The organism is Corynebacterium sp. c24Ua_83 (assembly GCF_039907245.1).
GTDB lineage: Bacteria > Actinomycetota > Actinomycetes > Mycobacteriales > Mycobacteriaceae > Corynebacterium.
The window spans coordinates 100,544-125,268 of sequence record NZ_JASBOI010000004.1; the positions used below are offsets into that span (position 1 = coordinate 100,544).

The 24,725-nt window shown below is 63.4% G+C and carries 23 protein-coding genes; 20 read left to right on the top strand and 3 right to left on the bottom strand.

All coding sequences use genetic code 11. The annotated features are described in order from the left end of the window. The first annotated feature begins 57 nt into the window (after positions 1-57). The 6 genes from rplM (at position 58) to QKE30_RS04805 (ending at position 4,779) form a co-directional block, all read left to right on the top strand. Positions 58-501: a 50S ribosomal protein L13 gene (rplM, locus tag QKE30_RS04780; RefSeq protein WP_034984948.1), complete on the top strand. Its 444-nt coding sequence runs from the start codon at positions 58-60 to the stop codon at positions 499-501. Then, positions 501-1,061: a 30S ribosomal protein S9 gene (rpsI, locus tag QKE30_RS04785; RefSeq protein WP_005291842.1), complete on the top strand. Its 561-nt coding sequence runs from the start codon at positions 501-503 to the stop codon at positions 1,059-1,061. The genes rplM and rpsI overlap by 1 nt, the downstream gene beginning before the upstream one ends. 160 nt (positions 1,062-1,221) lie before the next feature. After that, positions 1,222-2,565 (top strand): phosphoglucosamine mutase, encoded by a 1,344-nt coding sequence (gene glmM, locus QKE30_RS04790; RefSeq protein ID WP_035003055.1) that lies wholly within the window; start codon positions 1,222-1,224, stop codon positions 2,563-2,565. A gap of 176 nt (positions 2,566-2,741) precedes the next feature. Next, the gene (locus QKE30_RS04795; RefSeq protein ID WP_239317212.1) at positions 2,742-3,050 is read left to right on the top strand and encodes a hypothetical protein; all 309 of its coding nucleotides are present in this window, start codon (positions 2,742-2,744) and stop codon (positions 3,048-3,050) included. Further along, positions 3,047-4,549 (top strand): hypothetical protein, encoded by a 1,503-nt coding sequence (locus QKE30_RS04800; protein ID WP_347934232.1) that lies wholly within the window; start codon positions 3,047-3,049, stop codon positions 4,547-4,549. Before QKE30_RS04795 ends, QKE30_RS04800 begins: the two co-directional genes overlap by 4 nt. Then, the gene (locus tag QKE30_RS04805; protein WP_347934233.1) at positions 4,543-4,779 is read left to right on the top strand and encodes a hypothetical protein; all 237 of its coding nucleotides are present in this window, start codon (positions 4,543-4,545) and stop codon (positions 4,777-4,779) included. The genes QKE30_RS04800 and QKE30_RS04805 overlap by 7 nt, the downstream gene beginning before the upstream one ends. A gap of 26 nt (positions 4,780-4,805) precedes the next feature. Here the strand turns inward: QKE30_RS04805 and QKE30_RS04810 are convergent, their stop codons facing one another. After that, positions 4,806-5,681 carry an alpha/beta hydrolase gene (locus QKE30_RS04810; RefSeq protein WP_035003060.1) on the bottom strand — a complete coding sequence of 292 codons (876 nt, stop codon included), beginning with the start codon at positions 5,679-5,681 and terminating at the stop codon, positions 4,806-4,808. 61 nt (positions 5,682-5,742) lie between these two features. Here QKE30_RS04810 and glmS point away from each other — a divergent pair, with 61 nt between their 5' ends. The 6 genes from glmS (at position 5,743) to groL (ending at position 14,831) form a co-directional block, all read left to right on the top strand. Continuing rightward, complete coding sequence (gene glmS / locus QKE30_RS04815; RefSeq protein ID WP_347934234.1) at positions 5,743-7,605, top strand: glutamine--fructose-6-phosphate transaminase (isomerizing); 1,863 nt, start codon at positions 5,743-5,745, stop codon at positions 7,603-7,605. Between the two features lie 79 nt (positions 7,606-7,684). Continuing rightward, the gene (gene alr / locus QKE30_RS04820; RefSeq protein WP_347934235.1) at positions 7,685-9,406 is read left to right on the top strand and encodes an alanine racemase; all 1,722 of its coding nucleotides are present in this window, start codon (positions 7,685-7,687) and stop codon (positions 9,404-9,406) included. A 257-nt stretch (positions 9,407-9,663) separates the two neighbouring features. Next, positions 9,664-12,219: a tRNA (adenosine(37)-N6)-threonylcarbamoyltransferase complex transferase subunit TsaD gene (gene tsaD, locus QKE30_RS04825; RefSeq protein WP_347934236.1), complete on the top strand. Its 2,556-nt coding sequence runs from the start codon at positions 9,664-9,666 to the stop codon at positions 12,217-12,219. 74 nt (positions 12,220-12,293) lie between these two features. After that, complete coding sequence (locus tag QKE30_RS04830) at positions 12,294-12,722, top strand: hypothetical protein (RefSeq protein ID WP_034972438.1); 429 nt, start codon at positions 12,294-12,296, stop codon at positions 12,720-12,722. A 177-nt stretch (positions 12,723-12,899) separates the two neighbouring features. Next, positions 12,900-13,199: a co-chaperone GroES gene (groES, locus tag QKE30_RS04835; protein ID WP_034972436.1), complete on the top strand. Its 300-nt coding sequence runs from the start codon at positions 12,900-12,902 to the stop codon at positions 13,197-13,199. 12 nt (positions 13,200-13,211) lie between these two features. Next, on the top strand, positions 13,212-14,831 hold the full coding sequence (gene groL, locus QKE30_RS04840) for a chaperonin GroEL (protein WP_049049767.1): 1,620 nt from the start codon (positions 13,212-13,214) through the stop codon (positions 14,829-14,831). Positions 14,832-14,925: 94 nt separating this feature from the next. On the opposite strand, the gene QKE30_RS04845 is transcribed toward groL, so the two are convergent. Further along, the gene (locus QKE30_RS04845) at positions 14,926-15,231 is read right to left on the bottom strand and encodes a WhiB family transcriptional regulator (RefSeq protein ID WP_005291806.1); all 306 of its coding nucleotides are present in this window, start codon (positions 15,229-15,231) and stop codon (positions 14,926-14,928) included. Between the two features lie 478 nt (positions 15,232-15,709). Here QKE30_RS04845 and QKE30_RS04850 point away from each other — a divergent pair, with 478 nt between their 5' ends. Together QKE30_RS04850 and QKE30_RS04855 are read left to right on the top strand one after the other, a co-directional pair. Continuing rightward, complete coding sequence (locus tag QKE30_RS04850) at positions 15,710-16,279, top strand: sigma-70 family RNA polymerase sigma factor (RefSeq protein ID WP_269944071.1); 570 nt, start codon at positions 15,710-15,712, stop codon at positions 16,277-16,279. 45 nt (positions 16,280-16,324) lie between these two features. Next, the gene (locus QKE30_RS04855; protein ID WP_239199156.1) at positions 16,325-17,260 is read left to right on the top strand and encodes a hypothetical protein; all 936 of its coding nucleotides are present in this window, start codon (positions 16,325-16,327) and stop codon (positions 17,258-17,260) included. Here the strand turns inward: QKE30_RS04855 and QKE30_RS04860 are convergent, their stop codons facing one another. Continuing rightward, positions 17,261-17,659, bottom strand: coding sequence for a DUF5319 domain-containing protein (locus tag QKE30_RS04860; RefSeq protein ID WP_034985018.1), 399 nt, complete (start codon positions 17,657-17,659; stop codon positions 17,261-17,263). A 207-nt stretch (positions 17,660-17,866) separates the two neighbouring features. On the opposite strand from QKE30_RS04860, the gene QKE30_RS04865 reads away from it, so the two are divergent. The 6 genes from QKE30_RS04865 (at position 17,867) to QKE30_RS04890 (ending at position 24,725) form a co-directional block, all read left to right on the top strand. Then, positions 17,867-19,090: a DUF4143 domain-containing protein gene (locus tag QKE30_RS04865; RefSeq protein ID WP_347934237.1), complete on the top strand. Its 1,224-nt coding sequence runs from the start codon at positions 17,867-17,869 to the stop codon at positions 19,088-19,090. Between the two features lie 173 nt (positions 19,091-19,263). Next, positions 19,264-20,799, top strand: coding sequence for an IMP dehydrogenase (gene guaB / locus QKE30_RS04870; RefSeq protein WP_239199458.1), 1,536 nt, complete (start codon positions 19,264-19,266; stop codon positions 20,797-20,799). Positions 20,800-20,826: 27 nt separating this feature from the next. Next, the gene (locus QKE30_RS04875) at positions 20,827-21,990 is read left to right on the top strand and encodes a GuaB3 family IMP dehydrogenase-related protein (RefSeq protein WP_239199162.1); all 1,164 of its coding nucleotides are present in this window, start codon (positions 20,827-20,829) and stop codon (positions 21,988-21,990) included. 35 nt (positions 21,991-22,025) lie between these two features. Continuing rightward, positions 22,026-22,457, top strand: a complete 432-nt coding sequence (locus tag QKE30_RS04880) for a hypothetical protein (RefSeq protein WP_239199165.1) — start codon at positions 22,026-22,028, stop codon at positions 22,455-22,457. A 49-nt stretch (positions 22,458-22,506) separates the two neighbouring features. Further along, a complete protein-coding gene (gene guaA / locus QKE30_RS04885) occupies positions 22,507-24,096 on the top strand; it encodes a glutamine-hydrolyzing GMP synthase (RefSeq protein WP_011274088.1) in 1,590 nt (529 codons plus the stop codon). After that, positions 24,087-24,725 (top strand): hypothetical protein, encoded by a 639-nt coding sequence (locus tag QKE30_RS04890; protein ID WP_239199168.1) that lies wholly within the window; start codon positions 24,087-24,089, stop codon positions 24,723-24,725. Before guaA ends, QKE30_RS04890 begins: the two co-directional genes overlap by 10 nt.

Consider the following 24,725-nt stretch of genomic DNA (forward strand, 5'->3'; position numbering starts at 1 on the left):
ACGTTTAAGTGTTCATCTGGCTGGCAGTTCCAAGATCAAGACTTTAAGGAGTCCCCTGTGACTACTTTCCACCCGAAGAGCGGTGACATCACCCGTAAGTGGTACGTCATCGACGCCACCGACGTGGTGCTGGGTCGTCTTGCTGTTACCGCAGCTGACCTGCTGCGCGGCAAGAAGAAGCCCTACTTCGCACCAAACGTTGACTGCGGCGACAACGTCATCATCATCAATGCGGACAAGGTCCACATTTCCTCCAACAAGCGCGAGCGTGAGATGCGCTACCGTCACTCCGGCTACCCGGGTGGTCTGAAGACCATGTCCCTGGGTCGTTCTTTGGAGCTGCACCCCGAGCGCGTTATCGAGGAGGCAGTCAAGGGCATGATGCCGCACAACAAGCTGTCCCGCGCGTCCATCAAGAAGCTTCGCGTCTTCGCTGGCCCGGAGCACACTTTCGAGGCCCAGAAGCCTGAGACCTACGAGATCAAGCAGGTGGCACAGTAATGACTGAGTACAACGAGAACGTAACCGACGAGCAGAACGCTGCTGTCGAGGAGAACTTCGAGGGCGAGTACACCGCTACCGACGCAGTGAACGAAGAGTTCGTTGCCACCATCGGTGACTCCATCGCTTCCGAGGACGAGGCTGAGCAGGTTGAGGCTGAGCCGGTTGTCTTCGAGGGCACCATCCAGACCGTTGGCCGCCGCAAGGAGGCCGTCGTCCGCGTCCGCATGGTTCCGGGCTCCGGCGAGTTCCTGTGCAACGGCCGTTCCCTGGAGGACTACTTCCCGAACAAGCTGCACCAGCAGCTGATCAAGGCTCCGCTGGTTCTGCTGGACCGCGAGAACCAGTTCGACATCCAGGCCAACCTGAACGGTGGCGGCCCCTCCGGCCAGGCTGGCGCTTTCCGCCTGGCTATCGCCCGCGCACTGAACAAGTACAACCCGGCAGAGCGCACCGACCTGAAGCGCGCTGGCTTCCTGACCCGCGACGCTCGTGCAGTGGAGCGCAAGAAGGCCGGCCTGCACAAGGCACGTCGCGCACCGCAGTACTCCAAGCGTTAAATCGCTCCATTTTTTTGGTGGCGACGCCCCCACGCCCCAGCCGATCAACTTTTCGGTTGGGACGTGGGGGTTTCCCTTTTGTCTGGCTTTCAGATCAATTGCCTGCCCGCGGGAGTGGCACCCGCCCGACCTGCGGGGTGGCCGGGTAAGATCTCGCCCTATGGGTAAATTGTTCGGAACTGATGGTGTGCGCGGCCTGGCGAACAGGAAGCTGACCGCGCCGCTGGCGATGAAGCTGGGTGCCGCCGCCGCGCGCGTGTTGGTATCCAAGGAGGAAGTGGGTGGCCGCCGCCCGACCGCTGTGGTGGGCCGCGATCCGCGCGTATCGGGGGAGATGCTGACGGCCGCTCTGTCGGCGGGCATGGCCTCGCAGGGTGTGGACGTGTTGGATGTTGGTGTGATCCCGACGCCTGCCGTAGCCTTCCTCACCGACGACTTCGGCGCCGACATGGGCGTGATGATCTCCGCCTCCCACAACCCCATGCCGGACAATGGCATTAAGTTCTTCGCCGCGGGCGGCCGCAAGCTGCAGGACGACGTGGAGGACGAGATCGAAGCCACCATGCTGGAGCTGCCCGAGACGGGCCCAACCGGCGCGGCGATCGGCCGCATCCTGGATGAGTCCAACGACGCCCTGGAGCGCTACCTGGCTCATGTCGGCACGGCGATTAACCACCCGCTGGATGGCATCCGCGTGGTGGTGGACTGTGCCAACGGCGCGGCCTCTACCGCCGCCCCGGAGGCCTACCGCCAGGCCGGCGCGGACGTTGTGGCGATCCACAGCCGCCCGAATAGTTTCAATATCAACGATGGGGTGGGATCCACTCACATCGAAGTTCTGCAGAAGGCCGTGCTGGAGCACCAGGCGGACCTGGGCCTGGCTCACGACGGTGATGCGGATCGTTGCCTGGCCGTGGATTCCGAGGGCAATGTCGTAGACGGCGATCAGATCATGGCGATCCTGGCCGTGGCGATGAAGGAAAACGGGGAGCTGAAGCAGAACACCCTGGTTGCCACCGTCATGTCCAACCTCGGCATGAAGCTGGCCATGCGCGCCAACGGCATCAAGGTGCTGGAGACGCAGGTGGGCGATCGTTACGTGCTGGCTGAGCTGCTGGCCTCTGATCTTTCGCTGGGTGGCGAGCAGTCCGGCCACGTCATCATCTCCGAGCACGCTACCACCGGCGACGGCACCCTGACGGGACTGACGTTGATGGCGCGCATGGCGCAGACCGGCAAGCCGCTGTCCGAACTGGCCAGCGTTATGACGGTTCTGCCGCAGACGCTGATCAATGTGCCGGTGGCGGATAAATCCGTGATCGCCGACGACGAGCGCGTGGTCGAGGCCATCGCCAAGGCGGAGGAGGATCTGGGCGACGCTGGCCGCGTGCTACTGCGCCCTTCCGGCACCGAGGAGCTGTTCCGCGTGATGGTGGAGGCCGCTGATCCGGGCACGGCCCGTCGTATCGCGGGGAAGCTCGCGGCTGTGGTGGCGGAGGTTTAGGCTCTAGTCCTCTCGCCGGCCCTTCACGGTGCCGGGAAACTCCGGCGAACCTTTTTAACATCCGCGCAGTCTAACTGTGCGGATGTTTTGTTGTGCAGCGCGAAGCGCTTGTGTGAGGCGCTTGTGCGGGACATTAGTGCTGAGCGCTGCAGGGGAGTTCGAAGGGGGATGAGACCGTGGGAGAGTTGCATTTAGATCCGGTGCCCGCCGCCGATCGGGTGGCGGAGTTGCGCGATGCGCAGCTGAGCTGGGCGAATCATTTGGATGGCAACCGGCCGAGCGTGCCGGTGGCCGCGTTCGGCACGGGGCTGCAGGCTAAGGCGCAGCAGTTTCTGGATCTGGTTGATCAGGGGCATAACGTGCGGGTGAATTACGCCCGCCGGCTCGCCCAGGCAGGTGAAGACCTGACGGGGCTGGTGGATCGCGTGGGGCAGGCCGAGCAGGAAAACTCCGCCAGCCTGAACGCAGGGGGTGGCTGGGCATGACGGGCTCTCTGGACCTCCGGCTGAACGCTGCGCTCGCTGTGATGGCCGGCTTTGGCGCTGACGTGGAGGGGGCGAAGGCTGCGGCGTCATTTACCAACGGCATGAACCCAGAGACGATCCTTACGTCGCTTGGGCCGGCGAGCAACCAGAAACAACAGGCGCCGGAGCTGGCCGCCGCGGCGAGCGTGAAAGATAGCCTGAAGGGCACGGGTGAAGCGCAGCCGGGGACCGCGACGGAGAAGGCGGGGAAGGAGCAGCTGAACCACGAACACTGCGTGCAGGATCGTTGTGTGGCGGTGCGGGATACCGCTGAGATCATGGGCACGACCTCGGAGAACTCGGTGAGTCTGATCGAGGATATTGCCGAGAAGTTGGAGCTTTTCGGCATGGCGGCGGTCGGCCTGATCAGCGGTGGAAAGCCGTTGCTCGATCTGCTGGCGAAGTTGGCGGGGAAGCTCTCGGAGGACATTCTGCGCAGCCGCAACAATTGTCTGGATACCACCATGGATCAGCTGATCCGCGACGCGAAGCCCGCCGCCGAGCCCGGCAATTCGGACAAGCCGGTCTGCCAGGATCCCAAGCCTGCCGAGACCAAGTGCCCGCAGCCTGTAAAGGCCCCGGAAGGTGATTGCCCAGCACCGAAGAAGGTAGTGACGCCTCCTCAGGTGGCCGAGCAGCCGTGTGAGACGGGGCCTGCACAGCACCCCGCGCCACAGGCGGCGGCTCAGGTGGTTACGCAGACGGCTATGGCTCAGGCGCCGCAGCCGGCGCCCGCGCCAGCACCGGCGCCTATGCCCGCGCAGTCCTTGGTGCCGCCGCCTGCGCCACCAGCTCCGCCGGCCCCTCTGGCGCCTCCGTTGGCGGGCTCACTGCAGATCAACGTCGAGGGTGCGGTGAGGCTGTGGGAGCAGATCGTGCACTGTGCGACGGAGGCGCTGGCTCCACCGGCGGATCACTGTCCAGCTTCTGCCCCGGAGCCGGCACCGGAACCAACGCTAGAGCCTGAGCCGTGCCCGGAGCCGAAGCCGGAGCCGTGTCCGGAACCGGAACCTGAGCCGGAGCCAGCTCCACCAACCGAACAGGTTGAGCACAAGGAAGAGTGCGAGCCGGAGCCGGAGTCGGTCGGGAATCCACAGCCGGAACCGGAACCATCTGAGCCCTGTGAGGAGCAGAAGCCCGAGCCGAAACCGGAGCCGAAGCCGGAACCACCGCAGCAATGCGAAGAACCGAAACCTGAGCACAAGGCACCAACACCGCCGTCAAGCGATACGAAGGGCGAACCGATCACGCCCGCAGCACCCAGCCAGGAACCTGCACCGGAGCCAAATGTGGAGAATCATCCAAAGCCGCAGCCGGCGCCCTCTAAGCAGTGGACTCCGGACGTGTGGGTATCGGCAGCGGGAGCTGCATCCATTGAAATGACAGGCGCCTCTGTGGAATTGGCTGCTGCGGGGGCTGCGGCAGTGGGCGTCAATATCGAAAGGAGCGGTGAGTGGTGACCGGCAGGGAAGAACTTACGGCGCGCTACCAGCGCATCGTCGACGACTACATGGCAGAGGTCGAAGAATCGGTGCGGGAGTTCGAAGAGACACTCAAGGAATGCACGCGCCAACTTGAGGAGGCCAAGAAGGCTCAGGGGGACAGAGCAAATAAGACGGTCGGAAGCGCGAACGTGAACGCGACCGCGAGCACTGGCGCCCGCGGGGTGCGCGGGCGAATCTTCGACTAAGAGGTCAAACCTTAAGAAGCTGAGCTCTAGAAGATCTCCGCCAGGCGCTCGTCCAGATCCACGTTCTCCGGCAGGTTCTTGTACAGCTCGTGCTGGGTGGCGGTGCGGGTCTTCTTCAGCTCGGCGTGGCTATCGCGGAAGGAGGCGTACTTCTTCTCGTCCTCGGCCAGAACGAAGCCAGTCATCAGGCCGCGAGCCAGCTCTTGCTGGCTGAACTGCGGCAGGCCGGCGCCCAGGGCAAAGTTGCGGCCATACTTCTCGTGGAAGCCGCTGGAGGAAGCACCCAGCAGCTCACGGTAGACAACGTCCCCGCCCCAGTGGGCGGCCATGCGCTTGGCGTTACCCATCGGGGTCTCGCCCAAACGGCCAGCCTCCAGCACCAGACCCGGAGCCTTCACATACTTCGCGGCCTCCGTCGCATCCGGGGAAGTATCCGCTGGGTACACGGCCATCACACCATTGATGGTGGGCTCAGTATCGTAGCCCTTCAGCTCGCTACGGTGGCGGCGGCCCGTCGCAGCCAGCACGGCAGCCGAAGCCCCCATGCCGTGGCCAGCCAGGTAAAGCTCGTTCGGCTGCACTGTGACGTTGCCGTTGCCCAGGCGCACACCAGCCAGGATCTGCAGCGCGGTCTCCAAGTCAGCGGCAAAACCCCGGTGGTTCGGGGAGAGGCCCTTCTCCGTATCCGGCGCCGCCACTGCGAACCCCCAGCTGGCCAGGTGGCGCAGCGTCGCGTGGTACGCATCCACGCCGACACGCCAGTCGTGCCCGAAAGCGATGCCGGGGATGCCGTTGCCTTCCGCCGGGGTGTAAACGCGCCCCGGAATTCCAGCGAAGTTCAGGTCACCGACCATCACGCGGTGCGGGCCACGCTTGCCCAAACGAGTAATCAGGTTCTTCATCTTATCTGCCACAGCCCCACAGCTTACCGAAACGGACAAGCCATTGTGTATCGTCAGAGGCATGTGTGCAATTGTTGGCTACGTAGGTGACTCCGAGGCCCTCCAAATCGGGTTGGATGCGCTGGAGCGAATGGAATACCGCGGATACGATTCCGCTGGCATCGCAGTTGTCGAGCAGGGTTCCCTGCACCTCGAAAAGAAGGAAGGCAAACTGCAAAACCTCATCGACCGCATCGAGGAAGTCGGTCGCGATTCCTTCCACGGCTCTACCTGTATCGGCCACACCCGCTGGGCAACCCACGGTCGCCCGAACGACGTAAACGCACACCCGCACCGTTCCTTCGACGGCAAGGTAGCCATCGTCCACAACGGCATCATCGAGAACTTCTCCACCCTGCGCGCGGAGATCGAGGCCGCCGGCATCGAGCTGGAATCCGAGACCGACTCCGAGGTTGCAGCACACCTGCTGGCGCTCGCCTACAACGAAGGCGAGACCGCGGGCGACTTCCAGGCCTCCGCACTGAAGGTTCTTTCCCGCCTGGACGGCGCGTTCACCGTTCTGTTCGTCCACGACGACCACCCGGGCACCATCGTCGCGGGTCGCCGCTCCACCCCGCTGATCGTCGGCGTGGGCGAGGGCGAAATGTTCCTCGGCTCCGACGTGGCGGCCTTCATCGACCGCACCAAGAATGCTGTGGAGCTGGGCCAGGACAACGCGGTGGTCATCACCGCCGATTCCTACGACATCTACGACTTCGACGGCAACCCGGTGGAGGGCAAGCCCTTCACCATCGACTGGGACCTGGACGCCGCGCAGAAGGACGGCTTTGATTCCTTCATGATGAAGGAAATCCACGAGCAGCCCGCCGCGGTCCGCGACACCCTAGCCGGCCACTTCGACGGCCGCCATATCGTGCTGGACGAGCAGCGCCTGTCCGACGAGGACCTGCGCGGAGTGGAAAAGGTCTTCGTCGTTGCCTGTGGCTCGGCTTACCACTCCGGCCTGCTGGCCAAGTACGCCATCGAGCACTGGGTCCGCCTGCCCGTAGAGATCGAGGTCGCCAGCGAGTTCCGCTACCGCGACCCGGTGCTGGACCAGCGCACCCTCGTCGTGGCCGTTTCCCAGTCCGGCGAGACCGCCGACACGCTGGAGGCCGTGCGCCACGCGAAGATGCAGGGCGCCCGCGTGCTGGCCGTCTGCAACACCAACGGTTCGCAGATCCCGCGCGAGTCCGATGCCGTGCTGTACACCCACGCCGGCCCCGAGATCGGCGTGGCTTCCACGAAGGCTTTCCTGGCGCAGGTCGCCGCCAACTACCTGGTGGGCCTGGCCCTGGCTCAGGCTCGTGGCACCAAGTACGCCGATGAGATCGCGGAGATCTATTACGCCCTGGAGGCGCTGCCGGAGAAGATCGAGAAGACACTCGGTTTGCGCGAGCAGATCCTGCAGCTGGCCGAGGAGCTCGGCCCAGTGAAGACCATGCTGTTCCTGGGCCGCCACGTGGGCTTCCCGGTTGCCCTCGAGGGCGCGCTGAAGCTGAAGGAGTTGGCCTACATTCACGCAGAGGGCTTCGCCGCCGGTGAGCTGAAGCACGGCCCGATCGCCCTGATCGAGGACGACCTGCCCGTCGTTGTCGTGGTGCCCAGCCCGAACGGCCGCCCGGTGCTGCACTCCAAGATCGTCTCCAATATCCAGGAAATCCGCGCCCGCGGCGCGAAGACCATCGTCATCGCGGAGGAAGGCGACGAGGCTGTGCGCCCGTACGCCAACTGGCTGCTGGAGATCCCGGGCACCACGTCGCTGATGCAGCCGCTGCTGTCCACGGTGCCGCTGCAGTTCCTGGCCGCCGACATCGCGCGCCAGTGCGGCAACCAGGACATCGACAAGCCGCGTAACCTGGCCAAGTCCGTCACCGTCGAATAGTTCGGGGTTCTTTCTTAGTGACGCCCCCTGCCGTGCCCCTTTTCTTGGAATCCCAGGAAGGGTGGCTAAGGTTATGAACATGTCGGATCGTCACCTTGCGGAACTAGTCGTTGACCTGGATGCCATCGCGCATAATGTGCGCGTGTTCCGGGAGGCTGCGGCTCCCGCCGGGGTGCTGGCCGTTGTGAAGGCCGATGCGTACAACCACGGGGTGGACGTGGTGGCTCCCGCAATGCTGGACGCGGGGGTGGAACAGCTGGGGGTGGCCACTCTGGGGGAGGCTCTGCACCTACGCGAGATTCTTGGGGGACTGGGGGAGCGCTACGCTTCCGCGCCGATCATCGCCTGGATGTGGACACCCGATGAGGACCTGGCGGAGATATTCGCCGCGGACATCAACGTTGGCGTGCCCTCGCTGGCGCACGCGCGTGCCCTGGTGCAGCAGGCCGAAAAGGCGCAGGCCAGCGCTCCCGCGCGGGTGACGCTCATGGTGGATACCGGACTTTCCCGCTCCGGGGTGAGCCCCGCCGAGTGGCAGGAAACAGTCGAGCTGCTGGCATCCAAGACGGAACTGGTGGAAGTCACCGGCGTGATGACCCACATGGCCAGCGCCGACGATCCCAAGTCGGAGGCGAACAACCTGCAGGCCTCCCGCTTCGCGGAAGCTATCGAGTTCTGCCGCTCCCGTGGGCTGCGGGTACCCCGCAATCACATTGCAAACACACCGGCTACGCTGCACCGCCCTGATCTCGCCTATGAGCTGGTGCGACCGGGCGTCGGACTATACGGCATCGACCCGATCGGGGTGGACGTCGAACTGCGCGCTGCGATGACACTGCGCGCCCGAGTGACAACAACCCGAGTAGTGCCGAAGGGGGAGGGGGTGAGCTACAGCCACACTTGGCGGGCACAGCGCGATACCCGCACCGCCGTGGTGGCGCTCGGCTACGCTGACGGGCTGCTGCGAAGCGTATCCGGAAAGATGCAGGTGACGATCAACGGGAAGACATATCCGCAGATCGGGCGGGTGTGCATGGATCAGATCGTCGTGGAGCTGGGGCCGGCCGATGGTGCTGAAGGGGCTGCCGACGGCGCCGCAGACGTGAAACCGGGCGACTGGGCGGTGATCTTCGGCCAGGGTGGCACCAGTGCAGACGACTTCGCGGAGCTGGCGGGCACGATCAGCTACGAGGTGCTGACGATGCCGCGGGGCTCGAGGATCAAGCGGGTATTCAAGGGTGGCCGCCCGGATTTCTCCGCCGACGGTTCCTGCGCTGCCGCGACTGCCGATGACATGCGGGCTCTCGGCGAGCAGCTGGGCAAGCAGCTGGAGGCCGGGACCGTTGTGGTGCTTTCCGGCCCGCTGGGTGCGGGCAAGACGACCCTGACCCAGGGTCTGGCCGCTGGTCTGGGAGTGAAGGGGCGCGTGCAGTCGCCGACGTTCACCATCGTGCGGACTCACCGCGCCGGGCAGCGCGGGGTGGGGCTGTTGCACATGGACGCCTACCGCTTGCTGGGTGCGGACGTGGAGGAGGGCATCGAGCCGGGGCGCCACATCGACCGCAACGAGGTGCTCGACGCCCTGGAGAGCTTGGACATTGACGCGGACATTGACGACGTGGTCGTGGTGGCGGAATGGGGCCGCGGAGTGGTGGAGCCCCTAAGCGAGAAGGTGCTTGACGTGCAGATCGACCGGAGTAGCGTGGACGGCACTGCCGGTGGCGTGGAAAGCGCCGCTGACCCGGCAAATCCTGAAGCTTCGGCCACGGACGCACGCACCGTCACGTGGCGCTGGGTCTAGCTCAGCTGGGAGCGGCTGGACGCTCCCTGGCAAATTCTTAGGAAAAACTGGGGAATCTCTCGGACGGGGTTGCTTTGAGGAGCTTGGCCGTGCAATTATAGTTGACGAATCACCGTGAGGGGTGTTTCACAAGACGCTGGCATTTACGGGCCTGATCAACCCGCCAGTCGTACACCGTCCCTGAGAGGTTTACTGCGAGAGCCTCTCGGGGACTTCTTGTTTTCACCACCGCTTCCATCCGCCATAGAATAAATCCTATGATTTACGCCTTGGCCGTCGATACCTCTACCAACTACGTCACCTGCGGAGTTGTCCAGATCTCCGCGAATGGCCAGGTACGCGTGCTCTCCGAGCGCTTGGTGGATAACGTCCGCGGCCATATGGAGCTGCTCACGCCAAACATCCAGGCGTGCCTCGCCGACGCGGGGCTTTCCCCTCGCGACCTGCATACGGTCGTCGCGGGCACCGGTCCGGGGCCGTTTACTGGGTTGCGGGTTGGCATGGCTACTGCTGCTGCTTTTGGTGACGCCCTCTCGATCCCAGTCCACGGCATCCCCAGCGCGGCCGCCACGGCGTGGGGGCACGCAACCTCCTGGGTCGGGTCTAAAGCTTTCGGCGACTACCTGATCGTCTCCGACGCCCGGCGCCGGGAGTTCTATCACTCCCGTATGAGTTTCTACCCCGGCCTGGCGGGGCGGCTGTGCTCTGAAGTGCAGGTTCCAGCTTCGGTCCACGCGCCAGACGTGGTGCGAGAGATCCAGCGCGAGTTCGACCGCTGGCCGCTGCGGGTGCTCAGCGCTTCCGCGGTCGCAGAACAGGCGGAAGAGCTTCTTGGCTCCCAAGAGGGCTGCCAGATCGAAAGCGTGGATGCCCACCCCACGCCCCGCGGGCTGGTGCTCGCCGCGCTGGAGTCTCTCGGTTCGGTTCCGGGGTTGCTCGCCGACGCGTCGGCACTGCGCGCGCTGTACCTGCGCCGTCCGGATGCGAAGGAGCCGAAGGCGAAGGCTGTCTCGAAGGCGCTGGACTTCTCCCACGTGCAGGCAGATGTCGCACGGCAGAGTGGCGAGGCCGGGGCCGCAGAACCCCAGACCGCAGAACCCCAGGCCACAGACACCCAGAACGCTGACTCTCAGACGGCTCGCGTGCGCTCGCTCACTCCCGCCGACGCGCCCGCCTGTGCGGAGATCGAGCAGATCCTCTTCTCTGAGGATTCCCCCTGGTCCGCGGAAGCCTTCGCCAGCGAGATCGCCGCGCCGCACACGCACTGCCTCGCCCTGGAGGCCGCTCCCGAGGCAGCTGCAGACTCTGCCGATGGCCCCGGCGAACCCCAGTTGATCGGCTACGCCATCCTGGCCGTCGGCGGCCCAGCTAACGACCCGGAGGCGGAGATCCACACCATCGGCATTCTCCCCGAATGGCAGGGGAGGGGCCTATCCAAACTGCTCATGGATCCGCTGGTCGCTGTCGCCGACCGTCTGCGCGCCCCCGTGTTCCTCGAGGTCCGCACCGACAACCGTCCCGCTGTCGGGCTGTACGAGCGCTACGGCTTCACCATCGAAGGCACCCGCCGCGCTTATTACCAACCCTCTGGCGCCGATGCCTTCACCATGGTTCGCCCCGGCATGGTGCGCCCCGGCTTTGTTTCTGACGTCACCCCGACCCCAGATACCGGCGCCTCGAACCGGCCTACCTACATCATGGGCATCGAAAGCTCCTGTGACGAGACCGGCGTGGGCATCGTCGCCAGCACGGCAACTGCTGGTGAAGCAGTAGCTGACGACGGTGCTGCGCAGCTGGAGATCGTGGCGAACAAGGTGGCCTCCTCCATGGAGCAGCACGCCCGCTTCGGAGGCGTGGTCCCGGAGATCGCCTCTCGCGCGCACCTGGAGGCCATGCAGCCGACCATGCGTGCCGCCCTGGCGGATGCGCGCGAGAATGTCCCCGGTTTCCGCACTCCGGACGTTGTGGCCGCCACCGTTGGACCCGGCCTGGCCGGAGCCCTGCTGGTAGGTGCCGCCGCCGCGAAGGCCTACGCCCTGGCATGGGAGGTGCCCTTCTATGGCGTGAACCACCTGGGCGGGCACGTGGCTGTCGGAACCCTCGACGAGGGAGCCGCGGGTGGCTCCAACGAGGGAGCTGGCGCCGACAGCGACCTCAGCAACGCCATCGCGCTGCTGGTCAGCGGCGGACACACGCAGATTTTGCACATCACAGGCGTGGGCGCCCCGATGGAAGAACTCGGCAGCACCCTGGACGATGCCGCGGGTGAGGCCTACGACAAGGTCGCGCGCTTGCTGGGACTGGGCTACCCAGGCGGTCCGGTGATCGACCGACTGGCGGCGCAAGGTGACCCCAAGGCCATCGCCTTCCCGCGCGGCATGATGCGCCAGCAGGATTCGCGCTACGACTTCTCCTTCTCCGGGTTGAAGACCGCCGTCGCCCGCTACGTGGAGAATGCGGAAAAAGAGGGTGCGAGCCTGCCCATTGAAGACGTGTGTGCTTCCTTCCAAGAGGCAGTGGTGGACGTGCTCGTCACCAAGGCGCTGCGCGCCTGCGAGGATAAGGACGCCCGCGTGATGCTGCTCGGCGGAGGTGTTTCCGCGAACAGGCGCCTGCGGGAAGTGGCTGCCGAAAGGTGCGGAGAAGTGGGCGTCGAACTAAAAATCCCGCAGGCAAAGCTCTGCACCGACAACGGCGTGATGATGGCGGCGCTCGCGGCGCGCCTCGTTGCGGCAGGGGAGGAACCGAGCGGTTTAGCGACGCCTACCGACCCGTCGCTGGACGTGGAAGAGCCTGTCCTGCGCAATCACTAGTTTGCTGGCAAGATGTTCTGTGACTGTCCAAAAACTCACAACTTCTTCATCACACAACAAGCTAGGAGCCTAATATGCCACGCAGCATGCTGGTAACGCCGGACCTTCAGACGAAGGAAATGGACATTGACCTGTCGGAAGCTGCCGACGTTCTGGGCGGAAGCGAGCAGGATCGCCTGCACGTGGTTTTCGTGGAGAGTGGCCTGACCGTCGCCGCGATTTACTCCTCCGACGCACGCAAGGCGGAGAACCCGGAGCCGAACCCGCTGGCTTCCATGGGGCGCAAGGAGCAGGAGACCGGCGACTCCAGCTTCATCTCTGACCCGGCTCGCGCGATCCTCGGCCCCGTGCTGTTCGTCGGCGACGAGGGGGCTGGGCTGACCGACGAGGACATCGAGTCCATCCACAACGGCATCCGCGCAGTTGAGAACTACAAGGAAGACAACGCCAAGGATTACGAGCTGTGGTACAACGCGGTGGTTAACCTGACTAAGGGGATCTAGCGCCGGGGACCTAGCACCGGGGCTGGTTGAGCGTTAGCACTTGCGAGGGTAGAGTGCCAGATAGGTTGTTTGACTCACAGTTGTTCACCCGCGACGACGGCTGTATCTGGAAAACCAACCGGCACAACAGTTCACAAGAGTGAAACCTACAGCTCGAATACACGGAGGTATTCAATCGTGGCTAACGTCAACATCAAGCCCCTTGAGGACCGCGTCCTCGTCCAGATCGTCGAGGCGGAGACTACTACCGCATCCGGCCTAGTCATCCCGGACTCTGCTAAGGAGAAGCCGCAGGAGGCCACCGTCATCGCAGTCGGCCCCGGCCGCTGGGCAGATGACGACGACCGCATCCCGGTGGATGTGAAGGAGGGGGACACCGTCATCTTCTCCAAGTACGGCGGCACCGAGCTGAAGTACAACGGCGAAGAGTATCTGCTGCTGACCCAGCGCGACATCCTCGCTGTCATCGAAAAGTAAGCGGGTAGTTGCATGTCAAAACTCATCGCATTTGATCAAGAGGCCCGCGAGGGTCTGCAGAAGGGCGTAGACGCCCTGGCGGACGCGGTGAAGGTGACCCTAGGCCCGCGCGGCCGCAACGTCGTGCTGGACAAGGCCTTCGGTGGCCCGACCGTAACCAACGATGGCGTGACCATTGCTCGCGACATCGACCTGGAAGATCCCTTCGAGAACCTGGGTGCCCAGCTGGTTAAGTCCGTTGCCATCAAGACCAACGACATCGCCGGCGACGGCACCACCACCGCTACGCTACTGGCACAGGCTCTGATCAACGAGGGTCTGCGCACCGTGGCAGCCGGCGCCAACCCGATCGCCGTGAACCGCGGCATCGCCCAGGGCACTGAGCGCGTTGTGGAACTGCTGCGCGAGCTGGCGCAGCCAGTTGCGGACAACGCCGCCATCGCCAACGTCGCCACCGTTTCTTCCCGCGACGAAAAGATCGGCGCCATGGTTGCCGATGCTTTCGACAAGGTGGGCAAGGACGGCGTGGTGACCGTCGAAGAGTCCCAGTCCATCGAGGACGAATCGATCGTCACCGAGGGTGTTTCCTTCGACAAGGGCTACCTGTCTCCGTACTTCGTTACGGACCAGGAGACCGGCCACGCAGAGCTGGAAAACCCGCTGATCCTGCTGGTGCGCGAGAAGATCTCCTCCCTGCCGGACTTCCTGCCGGTGCTGGAGAAGGTTGCCAACTCCGGTAAGCCGCTGCTGATCGTCGCCGAGGACATCGAGGGCGAGCCGCTGCAGATGCTGGTGCTGAACGCCATCCGCAAGTCGCTGAAGGTCGCGGCCGTGAAGTCTCCGTACTTCGGCGACCGTCGCTCTGCGTTCATGGACGACCTGGCTATCGTCACCGGCGGTACCGTCATCGACAGCGAGCTGGGCCACAAGCTCTCTGAGACCACTCTGGAGCAGCTGGGTTCTGCCCGTCGCGTGAACATCACCAAGGAAGAGACCGTGCTGGTCGACGGTGCTGGTTCCGCCGAGGCCGTCGAGGAGCGCCGCAACCAGATCCGCAACGACATCGAGCGCACCGACTCCTCCTGGGATAAGGAGAAGTTCGAGGAGCGTCTGGCGAAGCTGTCCGGCGGCGTGGCCGTCATCCGCGCCGGTGGCGCTACCGAGACCGAGGTCAACGAGCGCAAGCTGCGTATCGAGGATGCGATCAACGCTGCACGTGCCGCCAGCCAGGAAGGTGTAATCGCCGGTGGCGGCTCCGTACTGGTGCAGATCGCCGCTGAGATCGAGGAGCTGTCCCGCCAGGCAGAAGGTGATGAGGCCATCGGCCTGCGTTCCCTGGCTCGCGCTCTGCGTCGCCCGGCATACTGGATCGCCGACAACGCCGGCCTGGACGGCGCCGTTGTGGTCTCCAAGATCGCCGAGCAGCCCAACGGCTCGGGCTTCAACGCCGCCACCCTGGAGTACGGCAACCTGCTGGAGCAGGGAATCATCGACCCGGTGAAGGTGACCCACTCCGCTGTGGTTAACGCCACCTCCGTCGCCCGCATGGTGCTGACGACTGAGACCGCCGTGGTGGACAAGCCGGCCGCTCCGGCTGCCCAGGCAGGGGCACACGCTGGCCACGCCCACTAGTGGGATAGCCGCTGTAGCCCGCTGCTAGGCAGCGCAGCATTAAAGGGAGAGGGATAGTCCCTCTCCCTTTATTCTTTGTGCACCCAGTCGGCTGCTAGGAGGCTACGCGGCGGTTGCGGTTGCGAGAAGTGGGGCGCAGGATAGCGTCGCGCTCGGACTCGCTGAGGCCGCCCCAGATGCCGTAGGGCTCGCCCACGCTGAGTGCGTGGTTGCGGCACTGCTCAATCACCGGGCACTCACGGCAGATGGCCTTGGCGCGGTGCTCGCGCATGGCACGGGCACGGCCACGCTCGCCATCCGGGTGGAAGAAGACAGAAGAATCAGCCCCGCGGCATGCGCCATGGAGTTGCCATTCCCAAGTCGAAGAAGCAGGTCCCGGAAGCTGGCTGGGCTGTGGCATTAGGTGGTTACTCCTCGTGAAAAGTCAGATGCTCACTTGTAGTGACGTCTGAGAGGTTCCAATCCTTAAATGAACTCTAAGTAAAGAACGAGTGCCTTTTGGGTATCCAAAACCTGTTCCGACATACCTATTTCACACAGCGGTAGCCGCCTACCTGCGGGAATGCGGCTAGTTGAACAATGGATTAACTTGTTTCTACGCCACGCCTAGATTCCCCCAAAGGGGGTTAAAAAATTCGCTGCTTGCTGCCATCTTCCCGTGATCTTGCTGGGGGATTGCCAAATAAGGCTGCCAGGAAGGTTGAGGTTAGCTGAAAAACCAGAGCAAAAATGGGAACATGTTTCAGGTTTGTTCCATTGCATCCGCGTGAGGAGTAATCGAACAGTCCCCTTTTTAGTCGATCTGGGGCTGTCGGCGCGGTGTGATAGTTTCAATCCACATTGATAAAGACGTTCGAGCATTTGACGGAGTAGAGGCGATGGCTGCAGACCAGGAAACCGACGAGGAGATTCGAGATCTCCTCCCGGCGGCCATTGATCAAGACCGTCGTGCAGTTAATCGTCTTATTCAGCTGATCCACCCAAAGGTGGTTCTCTTCTGTCGCGGCAAGCTGAGCATGAATGGCTACCCCACGCCCGATGACGTTGCACAGGATGTCTGCATTGCGGTTGCTAAGGCTCTACCCGGGTATGAGGATCGTGGGGCACCGTTTATGGCCTTCGTCTACCAGGTGGCGCGAAACAAGATTACTGACGCCTACCGTTTCCAACAGCGGGACGTATCCGATCCGACGGAGGAGCTGCCAGAGGAAGAGAGTTTCCAGGATTTACCTGAAGAGGTGTACTTAAGCCAAGATTCATGTAACGATTTGGCTAGGAAGCTCGATATTCTTAGTGAGAAATCACGAGAAATCCTTCTTCTTCGAGTTATTCACGGCTACTCCGCAGAGGAGACTGCGGAGATCGTGGGTTCGAAGCCAACGGCCGTTCGCGTAGCTCAGCACCGCGCGGTTATGAAGCTAAAGAAACACGGAATTATTCAACAGTAGGCAGCTACCTTCGGGTAGTTCAGGAAAGAAAAGAGCTCAACAGCCATGGCGCAGAATGACGGCTTCCGGGAGGGCGAGGAAAACTTCGCTTCCATCCTGGATGTAGATCGCATCCTTGATGCGATCGGCCGCGGCGAGGCGATTCCGGAAACGGAAAACTTTGACTCCAATGACCCTGTTTTTGCGGACCTGGTTGCGCACCGTGAGGAGTTCTACCGGGATATTCCGCCCGCGCCGGACGTAAGCTTCCTGTTTGCGGAAGACGGTGGCGAAGAATCCGAAGCTGAACCGGCGGAAGCGGCTGGGGGTGCCGGCAACAGTTCGCGCCTGCTGCGGACTAGCGCCAAGGCGGCTGCTGCCGGAGGTATTTCTCTGACCAGCATGCTGATCGCCGGCGGAGTGGCTGCCGCTATTGCTGTGGGAGGTCTGGGATACGCTGCCTACTCCAGCTCGCAGGGCGCGCACGTGAAGCGCGAGACAGTGGCTGAAGAGGACGCTGTCGAGGTGGAGGGCTCCAGCAGTCTTGCTGAGAGCTCCGCGGGCGGACAAAGTAGCGTCCTCAATGAAGAGAGCGTCGCAGACAAGCAGAGCCGCGGCGAACAGGGCGACCGTAAGCCCAAGGGCGAGCAGCGCCAGGAGGAAAAGGGTAAGCCGAGTAAGCCCGCTACGAAGAGCTCCAAGGCTCCTGAGGCGCCGGCTGGGGAGGCAATCCCAACGACCACCATCCTGCTCGGTGGAACGGAAACCCCTGGAGGGGCGGAAGCCCCCGGGCAGCTGGGACCGGCGATGCCGATGGGCGTCCCGGCGCCGGCTAACCCCACTGATACGACGTCGAAAACGACGACCTCGAAGACCCAGAAGCCACGCGAGCCTGCGTCGCCCCGTCAGGATCGACCGACCCCGACCACGGGCGGGGCGCGTAACCCAGAGCCGCTGCCGGTGCTTACCGACTACAACTCCCCGCGCGCGGAAGGTAGCTAACTACTTCCCCCAGAGGAACGGCGGACGCAGTCCGTGGAACGCGAAATCGATCGCGTCCGCATAGCCCAGGCAATAATCCCAAGTCACATAATCATTCGGGTTTGGCTGCGCTGACGGCTCGTGCACTGGCACCAGCTCGTTGTTCAGCATCGTGCGAATATTCGACTCGATGATGTCCCAGTCGTAGAAATGACTGTCCTCGCAATCCTCACACAGCATGGTGATCCCGCGAACCCCGCGCGGTTCCAACAGCTTGCGGAAATCCCGGACGTTCTGCAGATCCTCCCGCAGAGCCTGAACCTCATCGGGAGACAACGGCGGAACGGCCTCATCAAACTCGTCGGGATCCAGGAACGACGCAGGGTCGTTCGGATCATCGGCGAAAGGGTCCGGCGGCATCTGATCGTGGTTAAAGCTCACACCAACACCGTACCCTGTAGCCGGTAATGCAAGGCAAAAGCATCGCCTCACTCCAAACTGGGGAATGAAACGCGCCCAAACTGGGGAATAGATCGTCTACAAACTGGTGGATGAATCGCTGATAAAGTGGGGAATGAAACGGCAGTAAACTGATGGATCAAGTGAAAATGGCTGGTGAGGTTAGCTGTGGAATACCTTCCTAGAGTTGAAGATAGACGACTACAGAGCGCCTTAGAACGTGCCGGCGGAGTGCTCATCGAAGGGCCGAAAGGCTGCGGAAAGTCTGCGACGGCGCGCCAAATAGCGGGCAGCCTCGTGCAGGTGGATACGGATCTTAATCTAGAGACACAGCTCAACACCATGCCAGACCTGGCGCTGAGCGGCGCCACTCCCCGCGTATTCGACGAATGGCAGGAGGAGCCCCGACTGTGGAACCTAGTGCGGCATGAGATTGACCGGCGCCAAGCACCGGGGCAATTCATCCTTACAGGCTCAACTGCGCCGGGGGAGGAGCAGTCCCGCCACTCCGGGGCGGGAAGAATAGCCCGGTTGCGAATGCACACCTTCGGTTTCTACGAGTCTGGCCATTCCAACGGTGCTGTGTCCCTTTCGAAGCTGGTGGAAGAAGGCGAACTGACGCACAACAGTGAAACTGTGTTGGATATCCGAGGAGTCATCGACCGTATGGCCCACGGAGGTTGGCCTGGAAACCGACATTTTTCTACAGCTGCGGCTCAGGAAAACCTGCGTAGCTACGCAGAGACCGTGGCGCACGTAGACATTAATGTCACCGACGGCAGGCGTCGGGATCCCGTGAAGGTTCAGGCGCTCTTGCGCTCGTTGGCGCGAGGGGTGGCGACAGAGCAGTCCATTAGCGCGATCGCTGCCGATATTGATATTGATCGAGCGACTACTAGGGAGTACCTCACTGCGCTACAGCGGATCTTTATTGCCGAGGAGCAACGCGCCTGGTCTTCTCATCTGCGTTCGCGTGCCAGCCTCCGCAAGGTGCCGAAACGGCACCTTGCGGACCCTGCGCTGGCTGCAGCTGTGTTGGAGGCATCCCCGGAAAAGCTACTGCAGAACCTTGAATACTCAGGTCAGATGTTTGAATCCCAGGTGGTGCACGACCTGCGTGTGCTCACGGGGCGGCAGATCTTTCACGCCCGTGATGCATCCGGGCTAGAGGTAGATGCGGTCTTTGAATTGGCAGGCAGGACGGTGCTTGTGGAGGTTAAGTTGGGACAGAGCTCCCAGGTACTGGATAGGGCTGCTCAAAACCTCCAGGCTTTCGCAGATAGGTTTGGCTGGGACACGCCTCCGCTGTTGTTGATCGTTACGGGAGGTAACTTGAGTGTTCGGCTTCCCAGTGGCGTATTTGTCACCTCGTTGACCCACCTGGCGCCGTAGTGCGCACCCCGTCTTCCGCTACCTAACCCCGGCACACAAAAACGCGCTGCAAAGGGTTATTCTGTAGTACATCGGCGAAAAGACGGCGAGAACTCCCAGGCACCCAAGCCCTGGCAGGGGAGCGCCGCAGAATTTTCTAGAGGAAGGTCGGGCAACCCGTGACGAACCCAGAGATGAACGCGAAGATGTACCCAGTTTCCACCGGCGGCGACGACCCCAACAAGGTTGCACTGGTTGGACTGACTTTCGATGACGTCCTGCTGCTGCCCGCCGCCTCCGAGGTGATCCCCTCCGGCGTGGACACCTCCACGAAGTTCACTCGCAACATCGATCTGAACATCCCGGTGGCCTCCGCCGCCATGGATACCGTCACCGAGGCCCGCATGGCCGTCGCCATGGCCCGCCACGGCGGCATCGGCGTGCTGCACCGCAACCTGTCCATCGAGGACCAGGCGCAGCAAGTAGAGATCGTCAAGCGCTCCGAAGCCGGAATGATCACCGACCCGGTTACTGCTTCCCCGGATATGACCATCCAGGAAGTAGATGATCTATGCGCCCGCTACCGCATCTCCGGCCTGCCGGTTGTGGATGACGAGGGCGTGTTGGTCGGCATCCTCACTAACCGCGACATGCGCTTCGAAAGTGACTTCAGCCGCAAGGTTTCCGAGACCATGACCCCCATGCCGCTGGTCGTCGCCCAGGAAGGCGTGTCCGCCGAAGCTGCCCTGAGCCTGCTTTCCGAGAACAAGGTAGAGAAGCTGCCGATCGTCGACGGCGCTGGCAAGCTGACCGGCCTGATCACCGTCAAGGATTTCGCCAAGCGCGAGCAGTACCCGCTGGCTGCTAAGGATTCCTCCGGTCGCCTGCTGGCCGCCGCCGGCATCGGCACCGGTGAGGATGCCTGGACCCGCGCGGGCAGCCTGGTGGATGCCGGCGTGGACGTGCTGATCGTCGATACCGCCCACGCTCACAACCGCGGCGTGCTGGACATGGTCTCCCGTGTGAAGAAGGAGTTTGGCGACCGCGTGGACGTCGTCGGCGGCAACCTCGCCACCCGCGAGGCAGCGCAGGCCATGATCGAGGCCGGCGCGGATGCCATCAAGGTCGGCATCGGCCCGGGCTCCATCTGCACCACCCGCGTCGTCGCGGGTGTTGGTGCCCCGCAGATCACCGCCATCATGGAAGCAGCCGTCCCGGCTAAGAAGGCGGGCGTGCCGATCATCGCCGACGGAGGCATGCAGTTCTCCGGCGACATCGCCAAGGCGCTGGCGGCTGGGGCGTCCACAGTAATGCTGGGCTCCATGCTCGCCGGATCGGCCGAGACCCCCGGTGAGATCGTGACCATCAGCGGCAAGCAGTACAAGCGCTACCGCGGCATGGGCTCCATGGGTGCCATGCAGGGCCGTGGCCTGACCGGCGAGAAGCGCTCCTACTCCAAGGACCGCTACTTCCAGGCCGACGTGCAGTCCGAGGAGAAGCTGGTGCCGGAAGGTATCGAGGGCCGTGTGCCGTTCCGCGGCTCGATCGGCTCGATCCTGCACCAGCAGGTCGGTGGCCTGCGCGCTGCCATGGGCTACACCGGCGCGGCGACGATCCCCGAGCTGCACAACGCACGCTTCGTGCGCATCACTGGCGCGGGCCTGCGCGAATCGCACCCGCACGATGTGCAGGGCATCATGGAAGCGCCGAACTACAACCCGAACCGCTAGAGCACGCCTTTAAGGAGCAATCCAGCCATGCAGGAATACGTTGACATCGGACGTGGGCGCGCTGCCCGTCGGGTGTATGGCCTGAACCAAATCGACATCGTGCCGTCCCGGCGCACCCGCAGCTCGCACGATGTGGATACGTCGTGGAAGATCGACGCTTATTCCTTCGACATCCCGGTGATGACGCACCCGACCGATTCGATCGTCACGCCCGAGTTCGCTATCGAGTTTGGTCAGCTGGGCGGCCTTCCGGTGATCAATGCCGAAGGCCTCTGGGGTCGCGTGGATGACCTGGATGTCGCCCTGCGCGGGGTTGTTGAAGCTGCTCGCAAGGCAGAGTCCGCACTGTTCGAGGAGGATGACGCCACCTCGGACTCAGAGATCTTCGGCGCCAACGCGGAGCTGCAGCGCCTCCACTCCCTGGATCTGAACGTGGACCTGCTGCAGGAGCGGCTGAACCAGGTGCGGGAATCCGGCGTGCGCTTCGCCGTTCGTGTGTCTCCGCAGAACGCCCGCGAGCTTGCGCCGGCACTGATCAAGTCCGGCATGGACCTGCTGGTGGTCCAGGGCACCCTGGTCTCTGCGGAGCACGTGCACCGCGACGGCGAGCCGCTGAACTTGAAGGAGTTCATCGGCAGCCTGGACATCCCGGTGATTGCCGGTGGCGTGGTGGACTACACCACTGCCATGCACCTGATGCGCACAGGCGCGGCGGGTGTGATCATCGGCTCTGGCCACACCACCAACAACGACTCGCTGGGTATCGACGTGCCGATGGCCACCGCCATCGCCGATGCGGCCGCTGCGCGCCGCGACTACCTGGACGAGACGGGTGGCCGCTACGTTCACATCATCGCTGACTCCTCGCTGCGCAATTCCGGTGACGTAGCTAAGGCCATCGCCTGTGGCGCAGATGCCGTTTCGCTGGGGTTGCCCCTGGCCACTGCTGCCTCCGCGGGTGCTCCTAACTGGTACTGGCCGTCCACGGCGGGGCACCCGAAGCTGCCGCGCGGCCTGGTGGAAGAGGTAGGTCTGGGGAACGAGCCGCTGCCGCTGAAGGAGCTGCTGTTCGGCCCGACTGCCAATCCGGTTGGTGGAGAGAACATTATCGGCGCCCTGCGCCGGTCGATGGCCAAGTGTGGATACACGGACATCAAGAGCTTCCAGAAGGTCGACCTAGTCGTTCGTTAGTCGTCCGTTAATACAGAAAGACACAACTGATCTGAATGAAGATTTCCCAGTGGTGGCAGCGCACAACTGACCGGTTGCCGATGCAGCTAGCGGTGCTGTCGTGGGCGTCAATAATAATCGGCGTGATTGGCATCATCGCCACGACCGTGCTCTACCTGGGCTACCAGCCACAGCATGGCGACGAGACCGTGAAGATGAACGTCGGTGCCACCGGCGTGATGGTGGGGCTGTACTTCTTTGCCTTCGCGCTGTTCGGAGCGATGATTATCCAGGGACGTACGTGGGGTTTGTCGGGACTGGTGCTCACGCATGTCACGCTGGTGTTCATCACGATCACGGTGATTAAGGCGAGTGTGTTCTGGCTCGCGACGATCTTCGGCGTGATTGCGGCGGTATCTCTTGGGCTGATTTTCTCCCCACCGTCGATGGAGTGGTACAAGCAGCGCTTCGTGGACGGACGGAGCTAGTAAGCGACCGGTGTGCCCCGTAGCGCGCAGGTGCGTTAGAGTTAGGGACGTGACTCAACAAGACCCAGCTGCCGCCGCTCCACGGCCCGTACTTGTCGTGGATTTCGGCGCGCAATACGCACAGCTCATTGCCCGCCGGGTGCGCGAGGTGAACCTGTACTCCGAGGTCATCCCGCACACCATGCCCGCCGACGAGGTCGCCGCGAAGAACCCCGCGGCCCTGATCCTTTCCGGTGGCCCTTCTTCTGTTTATGCAGATGACGCCCCCTCGCTTCACCCCGAACTGCTGGAGCTAGGGGTGCCGGTATTCGGCATCTGCTACGGCTTCCAAGCAATGACCCAGGCCATGGGTGGAACCGTAGCGAAGACCGGCCTGCGCGAGTACGGCCGTACCGAGCTGCAGATCCAGTCGGAGGCTGGCGTGCTGCACGAGGGCATGGGGGAGAGCCAGCAGGTGTGGATGAGCCACGGCGACTCCGTCTCTGAGGCGCCGGAGGGCTTCACCGTGACGGCCCGCACCGAGGGTGCGCCGGTGGCTGCCTTTGAGTGCCCGGAAAAGCGCATGGCGGGCGTGCAGTACCACCCTGAGGTGCTGCACTCCCCGAAGGGGCAGGAGGTGCTACGCCGCTTCCTGCTGGAAACCGCCGGGTTGGAGCCGACCTGGACCGCGGGCAACATTGCCGAGCAGCTGATTGAGCAGGTGCGCGAGCAGATCGGCGACGAAGGGCGCGCTATCTGCGGCCTGTCCGGTGGCGTGGATTCCGCCGTGGCCGCCGCGCTGGTGCAGCGCGCGATCGGTGACCGTCTGACCTGTGTGTTCGTCGACCACGGTCTGCTGCGCGCCGGTGAGCGCGAGCAGGTGGAGAAGGACTTTGTGGCCGCCACCGGCGCGAAGCTGGTGACGGTGGACGAGCGCGAGGCGTTCCTGCAGAAGCTGGCCGGCGTGACTGAGCCGGAGGCTAAGCGCAAGGCTATCGGCGCGGAGTTCATCCGCTCCTTCGAACGTGCCGTTGCGGGCGTGCTGGCCGATGCCCCGGAGGGATCCAGCGTGGACTTCCTGGTGCAGGGCACCCTGTACCCGGACGTGGTGGAATCCGGCGGCGGCACCGGCACCGCGAATATCAAGAGCCACCACAACGTCGGCGGCCTGCCGGACGACGTGGAGTTCGAACTGGTGGAGCCCCTGCGCCTGCTGTTCAAGGACGAGGTTCGCGCGGTTGGTCGCGAGCTGGGCCTGCCGGAGGAAATCGTGGCACGCCAGCCGTTCCCGGGGCCGGGTCTGGGCATCCGCATCATCGGCGAAGTGACGGAGGATCGCCTGGAGACTCTGCGTGCCGCTGACGCGATTGCCCGTGCTGAGCTGACCGCCGCGGGCTTGGACGACGTGATCTGGCAGTGCCCGGTGGTTCTGCTGGCGGACGTGCGCTCCGTGGGCGTGCAGGGCGATGGCCGCACCTATGGTCACCCGATCGTGCTGCGCCCGGTATCCAGTGAGGACGCGATGACGGCCGACTGGACCCGCATTCCTTTCGACGTGTTGGAGAAGATCTCCACGCGCATCACCAATGAGGTGGAGGAAGTAAACCGCGTGGTGCTGGATGTCACCAGCAAGCCGCCGGGAACCATCGAGTGGGAGTAAGTGTTGCATCCGCCGCGCCGGCTGGTTCCCTGGGTGGCCTGACTGGCTCCCTGGGTGGCAAGAAGGACCTGGATACCCCGGAGGGGGACAAGGTCAAGCTGGGTAACGTCGGTGGTCCGGCCTGGAATGTTGACGTGTACAAGCAGGTTCACGGCGCAGCCACCGTTGCTCCGGGCGCTACCGTGAAGACCCGTGTTGAGATTCAGGGTGTGAAGGGCGATACCCGCATCGACGAGGTCCTTGAGTGGATGCCGAAGGGCTTCAAGCTGGTGAAGGTTGAGCGCATTAAGGGTGGTCTGCTGGGTGATAGTGTCCACGAGCTGGGGCAGTCCGAGTACGCAGTGAAGCAGACCGATGACCGGACCGAGGTTCGCGTTTCCTGGACGGAGGGACTGCTGATTAAGCAGAAGCCCAAGGTTAATACCGCCACTCCGCTGCTGCTGGACTTCACCTGGAAGGCTCCGGAGAAGGAGGGTACCTACAAGAATGGTGCCGGCGTAAAAGTCGGCGCTGTTGTGAACAACAACAAGACCTTCGACAATGGGGCGCCGATCGTTGTGAAGAAGGGTGCAGCTCCGGCCGGCTCCGGTGCTTCCGGCAGCCTGTCCGGAAGCCTCTCCGGCTCCTAA